Genomic DNA, 14,485 nt, shown 5'->3' on the forward strand with positions numbered 1-14,485 from the left:
GCCGCGGCGGCCGAGCGAGGCGGGGCCGCTACTTCGCGCGCTGGCCCGCGGCTCTCTGGCGCCGGGATGGCTCGAGGCCGTTGCTGTCCACGTGAGCATCGCTTCGAGCAAGGGGCGTACGCACTCTCCGGCTAACCGTGGGGCAGGCGCAGACCGACGCGCGCGATCCGCCCGCCGTCGATCTCCCGCACCACCAGACTCACCCCGCCCACGTCCACGCGATCGCCCTCCGAGGGCCGCCGCCGCAGCCGTCGCGCCAGGTAGTCGCCCACGGTCTCGCCCGGGCGGGCGTCGGCGACGGCGCCGCCGAGGTACGCCTCCGCCAGGGCCGCCATGTCCGCCTCCCCGTCGACGGTAAAGTCGCCGAAAAACGCCTGCTCGGCCGCGGGATGCACCGTGCCGACGGCATCCAGCCAGTGCTGGAACCGCTCCTGGAGCAGCGGGTCGGTGGCAGGCACCAGCAGGTAGAGCAGGTCCCCGGTGACGAGCTCCACATCAGCCTCCGGCGGCCGCGGCGCCCCGTCCCGCAGGATGCTGAGCAGATGCACGCCATCGGGGGGACGCAGCTCGCCCACCCGCAGGCGGCTCGCCGGGGTCTCCGGCAGCACCTCGCAGATCACCAGATCGTGGCCGACCGGGCGATCCAGATCCAGGCGCTGGGCCTCGGGTCGGCTGCCCGGCAGCGACAGGCCGAGCCAGCGCGCCAGCGGTGCCACGGTCCAGCCCTGCACCAGCAGCGAGATGAGCACGACGAAGAAGGCGATATTGAAATCGCGCCCGGCGCTGGCGATGCCCGCCAGCAGCGGGAACAGCGCCAGCACGATCGGCACCGCGCCGCGCAGCCCCACCCAGCTGACGAACAGGACGTGCCGCCAGGGGAAGCGCAGCGGCAGCAGGCATAGAGCCACCGCGGCCGGCCGCGCCACCAGGATCACGAAGGCGGCGATGAACACGGCATGCCCCGCCACACTCGGCAGCTCGCCGGGGGTGACCAGCAGTCCGAGCATCAGGAACAGGCCGATCTGGCAGAGCCAGGCCATGCCGTCGTGGAAGCGCTGGATGTTGTGGCGGGCGCCCCGGGCGCGGTTGCCCAGGATCAGGCCGGCCAGGTAGGCGGCGAGGAAGCCGCTGCCGCCGGCCACCGCCGTGCCGCCGTAGACCAGCAGGCCGCCGGACAGCGCGAGCAGCGGGTTCAGGCTCGCCGGCAGCCGCAGCCGGTTGACCAGCAGCGTGAACGCTGCCCCGCCAACGGCGCCTCCGGCGAGCCCGATGCCCCCCTGCCGCAGCAGCTCAGTGGCGATCGCGCTCCAGGCGGCGGCCTCGGGCGTGCGCATCGCTTCCAGCAGCGCGATCACCATGAACACGGCCATCGGGTCGTTCACCCCGGACTCGATCTCCAGGGTGTTGCGTACCTGGTCGTGCAGCCGCAGCCCGCGGCTGCGCAGCAGATAGAACACGGCGGCCGCATCGGTGGAGGAGATAATCGCCGCCATCAGCCAGGCCTCGAGCCAGCCCCAGCCGAACAGGCCATGCAGCGCGAACGCGGTCAGCCCGGCGGTGACCACCACGCCGGCGGTGGCGAGTAGCAGGCCCGGCCGCAGGCCCGTGCGGAAGCTCGCAAGCGGCGTGTGCAGGCCGCCGTCGAAGAGGATGATGGCGAGCGCCAGCGTCCCGAGCAGATGGGCCGTGGCGACGTCGTTGAAGACAATGCCGAGCAGCCCGTCCTGGCCGGCGAGCATGCCCAGACCCAGAACCACCAGCAGCAGCGGCACGCCGCTGCGGTCCGAGGGAATGCTGGCGAGGATACCCAGCGCGAGCAGGGCGCCCGCGGCGAAGATGAATTCGTTGGCGAATTCCACAGGGAGTCGCCCGGTGCCGCTCAGTCGCTGGTCCGGGTCAGCTCCCGGAAACGGGCCATGTCGCGGGCGAACTGAGCGCGGATGCGGGCCTGCTCCGCGCGCTGGCGCTCCACGAAGGCCCGGTTTTCCGCGATGCGCGCCTCCAGCTGCCCGATCTCCTCGTACAGCGGCGTCGGGTCACTACCGCCCGAGCGCTCCAGCCGGATGACCTCCTCACGGCGGCGCTCCAGGCGCGTCTCGAGGGTATCGATGCGGCTGCGGGTGAGCGCGATCTGGCCGTCGATGGCCTGCAGGCGCTCGTCCCGGGCCTCTTCCATCTCGGCCACGCTCTGGAACGTCAGCAGCAGGTTGCGGTCGCGCTCGGCCTGGGCGGCGGCCTCCCGGTCGCGCGCGGCCTCCGCCTCGCGCTGGCGGGCCAGCGCCTCCATCTGCTCCAGCGTGGGCGGCGGCTCGATACGCTCGACGGTAATGCCCGTGTCCGACTTCACCTCGCGCTCGCGCCGACGCTGCGCCTCCTCCGGCGGCAGCGTGTCGCTGTAGTGGACGTTGCCCTCGTCGTCCACCCACTTGTAGGTGGGCGCGGGCACCGCCGTGGACCACAGCAGCAGCACGAGCAGTGCGCCCGCCACAGGCTGCCTGAGCGATCTTGCCATGCGCGCCGATGCCCCCCGACTAAAGACCTGACCCGCGGTGGCCCCGCGACCACCAGACTTGAAGCTAACAGGCCCTCCCGCCGCGGTCGAGTGAGCGCCGCACGCTTTCAGCGCACGCCGTAACGGACGCGATAGCGCTCGATGGCCGGCAGGTGGCCGTCCGGGTCGCCGCGCTCGCGCAGGTAGTCCGTCAGGGCATCGAGGTCGATGATGGCGGTGACGGGCACGCCGTGACTGGCGGCCACCTCCTGGGTGGCGGAGCGCTCGCCCGTGCCCCGCTCCTGGCGGTCGAGGGCCACCAGCACGCCGGCGAGGCGCGCGCCGGCGGCCTCGATCAACGCCACGCTCTCGGCCACCGAGGTCCCCGCCGAGATGACGTCGTCCACCACCAGGACACGCCCCTGCAACGGGGCCCCCACCAGGTGCCCACCCTCGCCGTGGTCCTTCTCCTCCTTGCGGTTGAAGGCCCAGGGGACGTCACGCCCGGCCACCTCGGCGAGACCGATGGCCGTCGCCGCCACCAGCGGAATGCCCTTGTAGGCGGGGCCGAAGAGCATGTCGAACTGGAGCTCGGCATCCAGGGCAGCGCAGGCATAAGCGTGCCCGAGCCGGCGCAGGGCGTCACCGCTGTCGAACAGCCCCGTGTTGAAGAAGTAGGGGCTCACGCGGCCGGATTTGAGGGTGAACTCGCCGAAACGCAGGACGCCGTGTTCCAGGGCGAATTCGATCAGATCGCGCTGGTAGTCGCGCATCATGGGCCTCCTTCCTGCAGGCGGCACAGTTTACCTTCGTGACGGGTGACGGGTGACGGGTGACGGGTGACGGGTGACTGGTGACGGGTGTTCAGAGTATGCGGACTGGTGGCCCGATCGGCAGGGAATGACAGTTTCGTGACAGCGTCGTACGCTACGCGGTTTCTCCTGCTCCGGGGTTCCGCCATGCGCAACGACCGCCGCACCGCCACGATCCTTCTCGTCGCGCTCGCGATCTATACCGCTGCCATGGTCACGCTGGGCGTGTTCCTCGATGCCGGCGTGCGCAGCCGGATTTTCGCCGAATCGGGGCCCTTCGAGACGGCCAGCGAGTGGTTCTGGTTCGCGCTGGCCGTGGCCTGCCTGTGGCTGCTCCGGGCCACGCCGCGCGGCGGCATCGCGCTCGGGCTCGCCGCACTGCTGGCAGGGCTGCGGGAGGCGGAGATGCACAAGGCCCTGACGGCGGACAGCATCTTCAAGACCAACTACTACCTGGACAGCGCCGCGCCGCTCTGGGAGAAGGCGCTGGGCGGGGCCGTGGCGCTCGGCGCCATCGGCCTCGTGGTCTACCTGGGCGTTCGCGCCTGGCGACTGCTGCTGCGCGAGGGCAACTGGCGCACTCCCTGGGGCCTGGTGGTGGCGGTGGGGGCGCTGGCGTTGCCGGTGCTCAAGGTGATCGACCGCGCACCGGCCCTGCTCGTCCAGCACTTCGGCCTCGCCCTGCCCGCGGCGATCAAGGACGTCATGGGCTCGGTGGAGGAAGGTGTGGAGATGGCGCTGCCGCTGCTCTTCCTGGCGGCGCTGCGTATGGCCACGGCGAACCAGCCGGCCCCCGCAACCCGCCACGCGGTCACCGGTGACCGGTGACCGGTGACGGGGGCGTCGTGATGCCTTCCAGCCGACGGAGCGCGGCTCTCCCGGGCGAATCCCCGACCGGCACCGGCACGGCCGTGCAGGTCCGGGTGCGGTGCGCCCTCCCGGGACCGTAGGCGACAGGGATGTCGCCTTCGAGCCTACATGGATGTATTCACGGCGTGTCCCGGGAGGGCGTGCCGCACCCGGACCCCGCCTCCATCACTCGAGCAGCCATCGACACGTCCGGCTGGGGATTCGCCCGGCGGAGCCGCGATCCGGCGGCGCAAAATCCTAGCGCGTCACCCGTCACCCGGTATTGCGCATGCCCGCGGCGATGCCGTTGATGCAGACCATGAGCGCCTTGCGCAGATTCTCCTCGTGGCCATGGCGCACCCGCTGCAGCAGCTCCACCTGCACCAGGTTGAGCGGGTCCACGTAGGGGTTGCGCACGGCTACCGAGCGCTGCACCACGGGGGCATCGTCCAGCGGCCGCTCGTGGCCGCTCACCGCCAGCACGGCCTTCCGGGTCTCGACGTACTGCTCGCGCAGGCGGGCGCCGAGGGGCCGCAGCGCCGCCGGCACAAGGCGCGCGTCGTACCAGGCCGCCACGTCCGGATCGCCCTTGGCCAGCACCATCTCCAGCATGTCCACGAAGGCACGGAAGAACGGCCACTCGCGGTACATGCGCCGCAGCTCCGCCGCCTCCCCGGCGGCCAGCGCCTCCCCCAGGGCCTCGCCGACGCCGAGCCAGGCCGGCAGCATCAGCCGCGTCTGCGTCCAGGAGAAGATCCAGGGGATGGCACGCAGGCTCTCCACCCCCCGGGTCGGCTTGCGCCGCGCCGGGCGGCTGCCGATGGTCAGCTGACCGATCTCATGCTCCGGCGTCGCGTGGCGGAAGTAGTCGATGAATTCCGGGGTCTCCCGCACCAGTCCGCGGTAGGTGGTGCAGGCAGTGTCCGCCAGACGGTCCATGAGCGCGCGCCATTCCTGCCGCGGGGGCTGCGGCGGCTGCAGCGTGGCCTCGGCCACCGCCGTCGTGTAGAGCTCGAGGTTGCGCGCGGCGATGCCGGGCAGGCCGAACTTGGCCTGGATCACCTCGCCCTGCTCGGTAACCCGCAGGCGCCCGCTCACCGAGCCCGGCGGCTGCGAGAGGATCGCGGCATGGGTCGGTCCGCCGCCGCGGCCGATGGAGCCGCCACGGCCGTGGAACAGCGTCAGCTCGAAGCCCTCGCGGCGCGCCAGCGCGACCAGCCGCTCCTGGGTCTGGTACAGCGCCCAGGCGGCGGTGAGATGGCCGGCGTCCTTCCCGGAGTCCGAATAGCCGATCATCACCTCCTGGCGACCGCCGATGTGCTTGCGGTACCAGGGGATGTCGATCAGCCGGCCGATGCAGGCCTCGGCGCCCTCCAGGTCGGTCAGGGTCTCGAACAGCGGCACCACCCGCAGGCTGCGCCGGACACCCGCCTCCTGCTGCAGCAGCTCCACGGCGAGGATGTCCGAGGGCCGCGCCGCCATGGAGATCACGTAGGCGCCGAGTGAGCCCTCGCCGAGCTCCGCGATCACGCGGAAGGTAGCCAGCACCTCGGCGGCATCCTCGTCCGGCGCGAAGTCGCGCGGAATCAGCGGCCGGCGGCTCGCGAGCTCCCGGGTAAGGAAGGCCTGGCGCTCGTCCTCGTCCCAATCGGCGTAGCCGCCAAGCCCGAGCTCGCGGGTGATGGCATCCAGCGCCGCCGTGTGGCGCCCGGCCTCCTGGCGGATGTCCACGCGCATCAGCGTCAGCCCGAATACCGCCAGCCGGCGCAGCAGATCCAGCAGACGTCCATCCGCCACGACGCCGGCGCCGCAGCGCTGCAGCGAGTGATAGCAGGCGAGCAGCGGCTCGCGCAGCTCCTCGGTGTACCGGTAGATCTCGCCGTCCGGGGCCCGGCGACCTTCGAGCTGGGCCTCGAGCCAGTGCCGCGTCAGGCGCAGGCGGGCGCGCACCCGCTTGAGCTCGGCCCGATAGGGCTCCCAGGCATTGCCCACCCGCTCCTGCAGCTCGTCATCCGCGCATTGCAGGGAGAGCTCCTCCACCAGCGCCTCCACCTCGCGCTCGTAGAGCTCCACGGCCATCCAGCGGTTGAGCAGGCAGACCTCGCGGGTCACGCTGGCGGTTACCCGCGGATTGCCGTCGCGGTCCCCGCCCATCCAGGAGCCGAAGCGAATGGGCGCGGCGTCCAGCGGCAGGCCGCGCCCGGTGTGGCGCTGGAGCATGCGGTCCAGCCGGCGCAGGTGGCGCGGCACCACGTCCCAGAGCGTCTGCTCGATCACCGCGAGCCCCCAGCGCGCCTCGTCCTGGGGCGCGGGGCGGCGCTGCCGGATCTCGTCGGTGTGCCAGGCGCTGGTGATCTCCCGCCGCAACGCCTGGTGCACCTCCTCGATCTCCTCCGGGGTCGGATCGAGGCGGTCCCCCTGGTCCAGCAGGTCGGCGATACGGTTGTACTTCTGCAGCAGCGAGCGGCGCATCACCTCGGTGGGATGCGCCGTCAGCACCAGCTCGATGTCCAAGTCCCGCACCGTGGCGTGCAGAGCCTCCGGGTCCACCGACTCCCTGGTGCGGGCGAAAAACTCCTCCAGCGAGCCACGCAGCGGCGTGGACTCGGGATCCCGCAGCCAGGCCCGGCTGCGGCGCACACGGTGGTGCTGCTCGGCGATATTGGCGAGGTTCAGGAACTGGGAAAACGCCCGCACCACGGGCATGATCATCTCGTCCGGCAGCTCGCCGAGCCGGTGCTCCAGCGCCTCCGCCGCCCCGTCGACGCCGGCCCGCGCATCCTTCGCCAGCGTGCGGATGTCCTCCACCACCCGATAGACGGCCTCGCCGTCCTGCTCGTGCAGCGTACTGCCAAGCAGCCCGCCAAGCTGGCGGATATCCTCGCGCAGGGGGGCATCGGTGCGGTGGTCGGACATTAGCGCGCCCTGTAGTTTTGCTACAGGGCGCAGTTTCAAGTTGCAAGTTGCAAGTTGCAAGTTGGTCGCAACGCGGCAATCAGCCTCGCCCGACGCCTGATTGCGAACGGAACGTTATCCATTAACGAACCGTCGCCGCCGATCATGACTCGGTTGCCGCTTGTTACTTGTTACTTGCCACTTGCCACTCGCGCGGCGAGCCGCGCGCCAGCCTACTCGGGCAAGCCGAACTGCTCCACGCTGGCGAAGATGTCGGTGTCGGAGATGATGCCGAGGGGCTCGCCGACGTTGTCGACGACCACGACGCGGCGGATGTTCTCGCTCGCCATCTTCTCCGCGCAGTCATGCAGGGACATGTCCAGCGGCACGGTCTTCAGCGGCTTGCTCGCCACCTCGTCGACGCGCACCGAGCTCGGCTGCCGGTTCTTGGAGACGATGCGGGAGATGACATCGCGCTGGGTCATGATGCCCCAGTCGCCGTCCGGCCCCGGCTGGGTGATGACCGAGCTGATGCGCTTCTCGCGCATGAGGTGCATGGCGTCCTCGACGCTGGTCTCCGCCGGCACCGACACCGGGTTCGGGTTCATCAGGTCGCCCACGGTATGCGGCGTGCGCCCGGAGGCGATCATCTCCTCCAGCGGCGAGGAGACGCGGCGCAGCTCGCGGACCTTGCGGTCCTGCTCGATAGCCTGCTCGCGCTCCTGCTGGTATTTCGCGAGATCCACGCGCCCGGACTGCATGGTCTCGATGATGGCGTCGGCGAACTGGCTGGTCTTGACCTCGGTGGCGCCTTCGATCTGGCGGGCGAAGTCATAGGTGACGATGCGCGAGGTGACCACCTTCTGGTAGGCGGCACGGATGAGGTCCGCGGCCTCCTGCCAGCCGATGTACTCCAGCATCATCACGCCGGAGAACAGCAGCGACCCCGGGTTGACCTTGTCCTGGTTGGCGTACTTCGGCGCCGTGCCGTGGGTGGCCTCGAACACGGCGACGTTATCGGACATGTTCGCCCCCGGGGCGATGCCGATGCCGCCCACCTCGGCGGCGCAGGCGTCCGAGAGGTAGTCGCCGTTCAGGTTCATGGTGGCGAGGACGTCGAAGTCGTTCGGGCGCAGCAGCATCAGCTGGAAGATGATGTCCGCGATGCGGTCCTTGATGACGATCTTCCCCTCGGGGCGCTTGCCGCCGTAGGTGGAGTAGAGCTCGTCCTCGGTAATGGTGACGTCACCGAACTCCTCCCGGGCGACCTCGTAGCCCCAGCTGCGGAAGGCGCCCTCGGTGAACTTCATGATGTTGCCCTTGTGGACAAGGGTCACGCTCTCGCGGTTGTTGTCGATGGCGTACTGGATCGCCTTGCGCACCAGGCGCTTGCTGCCGAAGGGGCTGATCGGCTTGACGCCGAGGCCGGCATCGTCGAAGAACGTGGCGCCCATCTCCTCGCGCAGGAACTTCGCGAGCTTGCGGTTCTCGTCGGTGCCGGACTGATACTCCAGGCCCGCGTACACGTCCTCGGTGTTCTCGCGGAAGATCACGACGTCCACCTCTTCCGGCTTCTGCAGCGGCGAGGGCACGCCGTCGTAGTGGCGCACCGGGCGCACGCAGGCGTAGAGGTCGAGCTTCTGGCGCAGCGCGACGTTGAGCGAGCGGAAACCGCCGCCCACGGGGGTGGTCAGCGGCCCCTTGATGGAGACGATGAGGTCCTCGAGGGCTTCCTGCGTTTCGGCGGGGAAGTAGTCGCCGTCGTATAGCCCGGCGGCCTTCTCCCCCATGTAGAGCTCGGCCCAGTGGACCTTGCGCTTGCCCCCGTAGGCCTTTTCCACCGCGGCATCCCAGATGCGCATCGAGGCGCGAGTGATGTCCGGGCCGATACCGTCGCCCTCGACATAGCCGAGGATGGGGTTGTCCGGTACCTGCATGCGGCCGTCGACTACCCGGATCTTCTCGCCGCTCTCCGGATACTGGATATGCTGGGTCATGAGGCCTCCCTGAATCGGACGGGGCCGCGTGGGATCGGATCCTGCGTGCCCGCCGCACGGGCACGACACACGGGCCGTGACGAAGCGTCTTGTTGTCGGTGGCGGGCCGTACCCCGCGGCGGCGCACCGGGCACCGTCGGGACGGGGCACGGATGGCCGGGGTGGGCCCACGGCGCGAATCGCCGCATATTCTCGCCGACCCCCCTCATGCGTTCAAGAAAGCCGCCGCACAGCCCGCGTATCTCACCGATTCGCGCAGCGAGGGCGTGGAGATGGCGGGCAGGAGATGGGCAGCGCGGGAGAGTCCGGGCGCGCAGGCGTACTCGACAGTACGTCGAGCACCCGGACCGAGCGCAACGCCGGCCTGTCCGCCAGATCCGCGCCCGCAGCCGTGAATCGGTGAGATAGGCGGGCTAGCGGTCGCCGCGGCCCCGCGGCGGGCGCTACACTGCGATCTGCGACAGTCCACCGGAGGAGAGGGCCATGACCGAGATCGTCGTCGGCAGCGCGGTGCGCTGCCCCATCGGGACCTACGGCGGGGCGCTGAAGGATGTGCCTCTGGGCGATCTCGCGGCCTCGGTGGTGCGCGAGGCCGTCTCCCGCGCCGGCGTGGCGCCGGAGCGCTACGGCCATACGGTGTTCGGCAACGTCATCCACACCGAGCCCCGGGACATGTACCTGGCGCGGGTGGCCAGCGTGAACGGCGGCCTGCCGGTGGAGACCCCGGCGCTCACCCTGAACCGGCTCTGCGGCAGCGGCCTGCAGGCCATCCTCACCGCCGCCTCCTATCTCCAGCTCGGCGATACGGAATGCGCCGTCGCCGGCGGCGGCGACGCCATGAGCCGCGCGCCCTACTGGCTGCCGAGCGGCCGCTGGGGGCAGCGCATGGGCGACGGCAAGATGCTCGACGCCATGGTGGGCGCCCTGACCGACCCCTTCGACCGCTGCCACATGGGCGTAACGGCCGAGAACGTGGCCGAGAAGTGGGGCATCTCCCGCGAGGACCAGGACGCCCTCGCCGTGGAGAGTCACGCCCGGGCGGTGCGCGCCATCGATGAGGGCCGCTTCCGCGAGCAGATCCTCCCGGTGGAGATCAAGGGCCGCAAGGGCACCACGGTGGTGGACACGGACGAGGGCCCGCGCCGGGACATCGACCCGGACCGGCTCGCGGCGATGAAGCCGGTGTTCAAGCCCGAGGGTGGCTGCGTCACGGCGGGCAACGCCTCGACACTCAACGACGGGGCGGCGGCGGTCACGCTGTTCACGGCGGATGCCGCCCGCAGCGAGGGGGTCACGCCGCTGGCCCGCCTAGTGGACGGCACCGTGGCTGCGGTGGAGCCGCGGTACATGGGCATCGGCCCGGTGCCGGCGGTACGCCGGCTGCTGGAGCGCACCGGCGTCTCCCACGACCAGGTGGACGTCTGGGAGATCAACGAGGCCTTCGCGGCCCAGGCGCTGGCCGTGGTCCGCGACCTGGAGCTCGACCCGGCGAAGGTGAACCCCAACGGCAGCGGCATCTCCCTCGGTCATCCCATCGGCGCCACCGGCGCCAACCTGACGGTGAAGGCGCTCTACGAGCTCCACCGCAGCGGTGGCCGCTACGCCGTGGTTACCATGTGCATCGGCGGCGGCCAGGGTATCGCGGCGCTGTACGAGCGGCTCTGAGGAGCTGGCCATGGGATCCGGGCCGGAGCCTTGCGGCGGTGCCCAGGGCGTATTCGAGGGGTCGTGAGAATGTCGGCATCCGCCTTCGGTGGGTGCCGACCTACTTCAGTACTGCACGCAGTGCCTTCGGCGTAGGTCGTGCGCGGCGAAGCCGCGTGCGACGTCTCTCGACTCGGCCGTTCCGCGGTTGAGCGGGAGGTCGCGCACCATCGCATGAACGCGACTACGGAATGGCCCACTGACCCTGCCGAGGCGCGGGCGCTGCAGACGCGGCTCGCACGGAAGGTGCGGCTCGGGCCGGCGCCGGAATCCGTCCAGCTCATTGCCGGCGTCGATACCGGCTTCGCGGATGCCGGGCGAACGGCGCGGGCAGCGGTGGTGGTAATGCGCTGGCCGGGACTGGAGCCGGTGGCGGAGATGGTAGCCGAGCGGCCGACCCCCATGCCCTACGTGCCGGGGCTGCTGTCGTTTCGTGAGCTGCCGGCGGTGCTGGATGCGCTGGAGCGGCTGGCAATGACCCCCGACCTGGTGCTCTGCGACGGCCAGGGCATCGCCCACCCGCGCCGGCTCGGCATTGCCGCGCACCTCGGGGTGATCACGGGCTTTGCCACCATCGGCGTCGGCAAGAGCCGGCTGGTGGGCACGCATGCGGAGCCGGACATCGGGAAAGGCGCCTGGGCACCGCTCATGGACGGTGCCGAGCGGATCGGCACGGTGCTGCGCACCCGCGCCGGCGTGCGGCCGCTCTGGGTGTCGCCCGGGCATCGTGTCGACCACGACGGCGCCGCCGACTGGGTCCTCGCCTGCTGCCGCCGCTACCGCCTGCCGGAGCCAATCCGGGCAGCGGATCGGCTGGCGTCGCGGCGGCCCTAGGCTGAGGCCGGGTGCCTTTATTCCCGTAACGCTCGAACCCGCCGAGACGGCTGATGGGCGGGGAGTGGTCCCCTCTCCCGGGACCCTCTTCGGCAGGGATGCCGCAATGGAGCCTACACGGATGTATTCACGGCGTGTCCCGGGAGAGGGGGCCACTCCCCACCCGGGCACCGACGCTCGGCCGAGCCTCTGCACTCCGAAAGCCGATGTCAGCCCCCGCCTGCGGCGGCTGCCGACCTAACCGCTCAGGAAGGCGAGGACGAGGGCGAGGGCGGAGACCACGACGGCGGCGCCGGCGGTGGCCATCAGCTGACGGCGCAGGCTGACGAGGCGCGCCTCGAGCTCGGCGGTGCGCTCGCGGGCGATGACCTCCACCTGATCGTGCAGGAGCGTCTCCACCGCCGCCTCGGCGGCCTCCCGGCCTGCCTCGCGCGCCGCCGCCACCGCACGTTCCTCGGCGCTGGCGATGGCACTGGCGGTGATCTCGTCGCGCAGCCGCGGAGCCACCTCGCGGGCCACCGCGTCCCGCAGGCGCTCGGCGGCGGCATCCATGAGCGCATCCAGGATCTGGTCCCGGAAGGCGTCCGCGGCCAGCAGCTCCGCCATGTACTCGCGGATGTCCCGCCGCAGGTCCGCCATGATGCGCCGGGCGGCCTCGGGCCCGACTTCCTCCGCTACGCGACGGGCCGTCTCCTGGGCGACGCCGTCGCTGATCAGCTTCGCCGCCTGCTCCGCCACACCCTGGGCCGCCTCGCGGGCCGCCGCCTCGGCAGCCTGGCGGCTGGCGTCGTCCGCGGCCTCGCCGGCGAGCTCCCGGGCACGTGCCTCGCTGCGCTCGAGGCCCTCGCGAACCTCGCCGCGCAGGCGCTCGACATGAGGGGCGAGCAGGTCGTCGATCTCTTCGGCCAGGCTCTCCCGCGCCGCAACGCGGGCAGCACCCTCGGCGCTTTCCCGCGCCAGCTCACGGATGCGCTCCCAGGGCGGCTCGGCGCCCGCCGGCGCCTCGGGCGCAGGGGGCGGAGCGGCCCGCTCGCCGCCACTCGCGGCACGCCGCACCACGCCATAGGCGCTGGCGGCGCTGGCCCGGGCGTCGCTGACGCGCGCATCGCCAAATTGTGCCGAGGTGTCGGACCGCGCCTCCGCCGCCTGGGCGCCGGCCGCCTCCGCCTCACCGGCCTGGGCCGCCTCCGCCTGCGCAGCGATGGTCTCGGCGTGGCGCGCCACCGCCTCCAGCACCTCATCGAGCGCCTGCTCGCCGCTCGGCTTGGAGAGGAAACCGGTGATCCCGAGCTGGCGCGCCCGCTCGCGGTCCTCGGAGGTGTCCTGGGAGGTGTACATGACCACCGGCAGGTCGAGGCCGGCGATCTCGCGCAGCTGCCGGGTGGCCTCGAAGCCATCCATGTCCGGCATCATGTAGTCCATGAAGACCACGTCCGGCTGCTCGCCGCGGAGGAACTCCACGGCCTCGCCACCGGTGCCCACCACCTCAACCTCGACCTCGCGCCGCTGCAGCAACCGAGTGAGCGCGATCCGGGCAAGCCGTGAGTCGTCGACCACCAGCGCCCGTCTGACAGCGTGTTCCATGCGCTCTCCCTGGACCTCACGTGGTCGTCCCACCGCGACCCGCCCCGGCACCCAATGCCGGGTGCCTCGAAGTGTAACGCCCCCGGGGACGAACCCCAGCCGCGCAATATGCCAGCCATCAGTTTCCGGGTTGCCGGCGCAGCGATCCTTGACGTGGCTCGCAATTCTTCACCTGATCGCGCAGCCGAATTCACCATGCTTGCGGCTCACGCCGCCGCGACGCTTCTGATCGGGCATAGGCCGTGCCGTTGCGGTAAGGGGTGGGAGCGCCCGGGACACGCCATGAACCCATCCCTGGGGGCTCGTAGGCGAGGTCCCTCTCGCCTGCGGTCCCGGGCGCTCCAACCCCGCACCGCACCGCGGACGTCGGCAACGTCTTCCGCGACCGGGGAGGTGTAAGCGGGGCCCGGCCAGGTACGAAATCAGGCGTGCCCGCGAGCGAGCTGCGGCCTAAGACCGCCGGCGGGTGGGAAAAGCGCGGCCTGGCGCTTCGATACGGTTCGCAGAGATAGCAGGGTGACTGCGTGGTGAAGGCTCCGCGCTTCGCGGCGGTAGCGGAGGGACCCGCAGACGAGCGGCAGGGCGCTCGCCTGCGGGATCACAGGTACTTCGGCGCGGCCCTCAGGACGACTCCGCCACCGCCGGGTCCGCGTCCCGGCGCTCGAGCCAGCGGCGGGCCTCGGCGCTGCCGCCGAGGGCGGCATGGTAGAACCAGCGCACCGCGGCCTGCTCATCGGCGCGCACGCCCCGCCCCTCGGCGAACATCACCCCCAGATTGTGCTGCGCCGAGACATGACCCTGGGCGGCCGCCGCCTCGAACCAGCGCACGGCGAGCGCCTCGTCCCGACCCACGCCCTGGCCCGTGGCGTAGAGGAACGCCAGGGCGTGCTGGGCCTCCGCCATGCCGCGAAAGGCAGCGCGGCGGTAGAAGTACGCGGCGAAGGCCAGATCCACCGGGCAGCCGTCCCCCGTCTCCAGCCGGCGCCCGCGCAGATAGTCGTTCCAGGCCATGTCCACTTGCTTGCCCATCTTGTTATGCCCCCTCAATCCATTCCGGCCTGCGTGCTGACTGCGTAAATGCAGGAGCTGTGCCAGCGGGTGACCCGACCCGCTGCGACCGTCGCCAAACGGTGACAGGTCACTGAGAGCGAAGGAAAACTGGGTCACACTCCGGACCCGGGTGCAGATAGCCAGGCCGCGATACCCCTGGCCCAGACCTGCCCCGCCCTGTCGGCGAATGTCCTACATTGCCGTTTCGCGTCACCGCTTGCCGCACGCGGTGACGATGGCCGACGATGCGGCTTCGCGCCGCCAGCGCG

Annotated in this window: 10 protein-coding genes and 1 pseudogene; 3 read left to right on the plus strand and 8 right to left on the minus strand. The window is 71.1% G+C overall.

Annotated features, from left to right (window positions below; all coding sequences use genetic code 11):
* Positions 1-131: 131 nt before the first annotated feature.
* The 3 genes from LMH63_RS16745 to pyrE all read right to left on the minus strand — a co-directional run bounded on the left by LMH63_RS16745 (position 132) and on the right by pyrE (position 3,264).
* Positions 132-1,859 carry a potassium/proton antiporter gene (locus LMH63_RS16745; protein ID WP_109678612.1) on the minus strand — a complete coding sequence of 576 codons (1,728 nt, stop codon included), beginning with the start codon at positions 1,857-1,859 and terminating at the stop codon, positions 132-134.
* A 20-nt stretch (positions 1,860-1,879) separates the two neighbouring features.
* Complete coding sequence (locus LMH63_RS16750) at positions 1,880-2,512, minus strand: DUF4124 domain-containing protein (RefSeq protein WP_109678613.1); 633 nt, start codon at positions 2,510-2,512, stop codon at positions 1,880-1,882.
* Between the two features lie 107 nt (positions 2,513-2,619).
* Positions 2,620-3,264 carry an orotate phosphoribosyltransferase gene (gene pyrE / locus LMH63_RS16755; RefSeq protein WP_109678614.1) on the minus strand — a complete coding sequence of 215 codons (645 nt, stop codon included), beginning with the start codon at positions 3,262-3,264 and terminating at the stop codon, positions 2,620-2,622.
* Between the two features lie 186 nt (positions 3,265-3,450).
* Here pyrE and LMH63_RS16760 point away from each other — a divergent pair, with 186 nt between their 5' ends.
* Entirely contained in the window at positions 3,451-4,131 is a 681-nt protein-coding gene (locus tag LMH63_RS16760; RefSeq protein ID WP_109678615.1) for a hypothetical protein, read from the plus strand.
* 294 nt (positions 4,132-4,425) lie between these two features.
* On the opposite strand, the gene ppc is transcribed toward LMH63_RS16760, so the two are convergent.
* The 3 genes and pseudogenes from ppc to icd form a co-directional block, all read right to left on the minus strand.
* The gene (gene ppc, locus LMH63_RS16765) at positions 4,426-7,068 is read right to left on the minus strand and encodes a phosphoenolpyruvate carboxylase (protein ID WP_109678616.1); all 2,643 of its coding nucleotides are present in this window, start codon (positions 7,066-7,068) and stop codon (positions 4,426-4,428) included.
* Between the two features lie 212 nt (positions 7,069-7,280).
* Positions 7,281-7,808 carry a CBS domain-containing protein gene (locus tag LMH63_RS19460; protein ID WP_308443960.1) on the minus strand — a complete coding sequence of 176 codons (528 nt, stop codon included), beginning with the start codon at positions 7,806-7,808 and terminating at the stop codon, positions 7,281-7,283.
* Positions 7,806-9,044: pseudogene (gene icd / locus LMH63_RS16770) on the minus strand (isocitrate dehydrogenase (NADP(+))); the annotation flags it as partial. The gene LMH63_RS19460 and the pseudogene icd, both read right to left, overlap by 3 nt.
* Positions 9,045-9,527: 483 nt before the next feature.
* Here icd and bktB point away from each other — a divergent pair.
* Both bktB and nfi read left to right on the plus strand, forming a co-directional pair.
* On the plus strand, positions 9,528-10,709 hold the full coding sequence (gene bktB / locus LMH63_RS16775) for a beta-ketothiolase BktB (protein ID WP_109678618.1): 1,182 nt from the start codon (positions 9,528-9,530) through the stop codon (positions 10,707-10,709).
* A gap of 213 nt (positions 10,710-10,922) precedes the next feature.
* A complete protein-coding gene (nfi, locus tag LMH63_RS16780; protein WP_109678619.1) occupies positions 10,923-11,582 on the plus strand; it encodes a deoxyribonuclease V in 660 nt (219 codons plus the stop codon).
* A 237-nt stretch (positions 11,583-11,819) separates the two neighbouring features.
* Here the strand turns inward: nfi and LMH63_RS16785 are convergent, their stop codons facing one another.
* Entirely contained in the window at positions 11,820-13,166 is a 1,347-nt protein-coding gene (locus LMH63_RS16785; RefSeq protein ID WP_109678620.1) for a response regulator, read from the minus strand.
* A gap of 621 nt (positions 13,167-13,787) precedes the next feature.
* A complete protein-coding gene (locus tag LMH63_RS16790; RefSeq protein ID WP_109678621.1) occupies positions 13,788-14,195 on the minus strand; it encodes a tetratricopeptide repeat protein in 408 nt (135 codons plus the stop codon).
* Positions 14,196-14,485 lie beyond the last annotated feature (290 nt).

The sequence above is a fragment of the Spiribacter halobius genome, assembly GCF_020883455.1.
GTDB classification, from domain to species: Bacteria; Pseudomonadota; Gammaproteobacteria; order Nitrococcales; family Nitrococcaceae; genus Sediminicurvatus; species Sediminicurvatus halobius.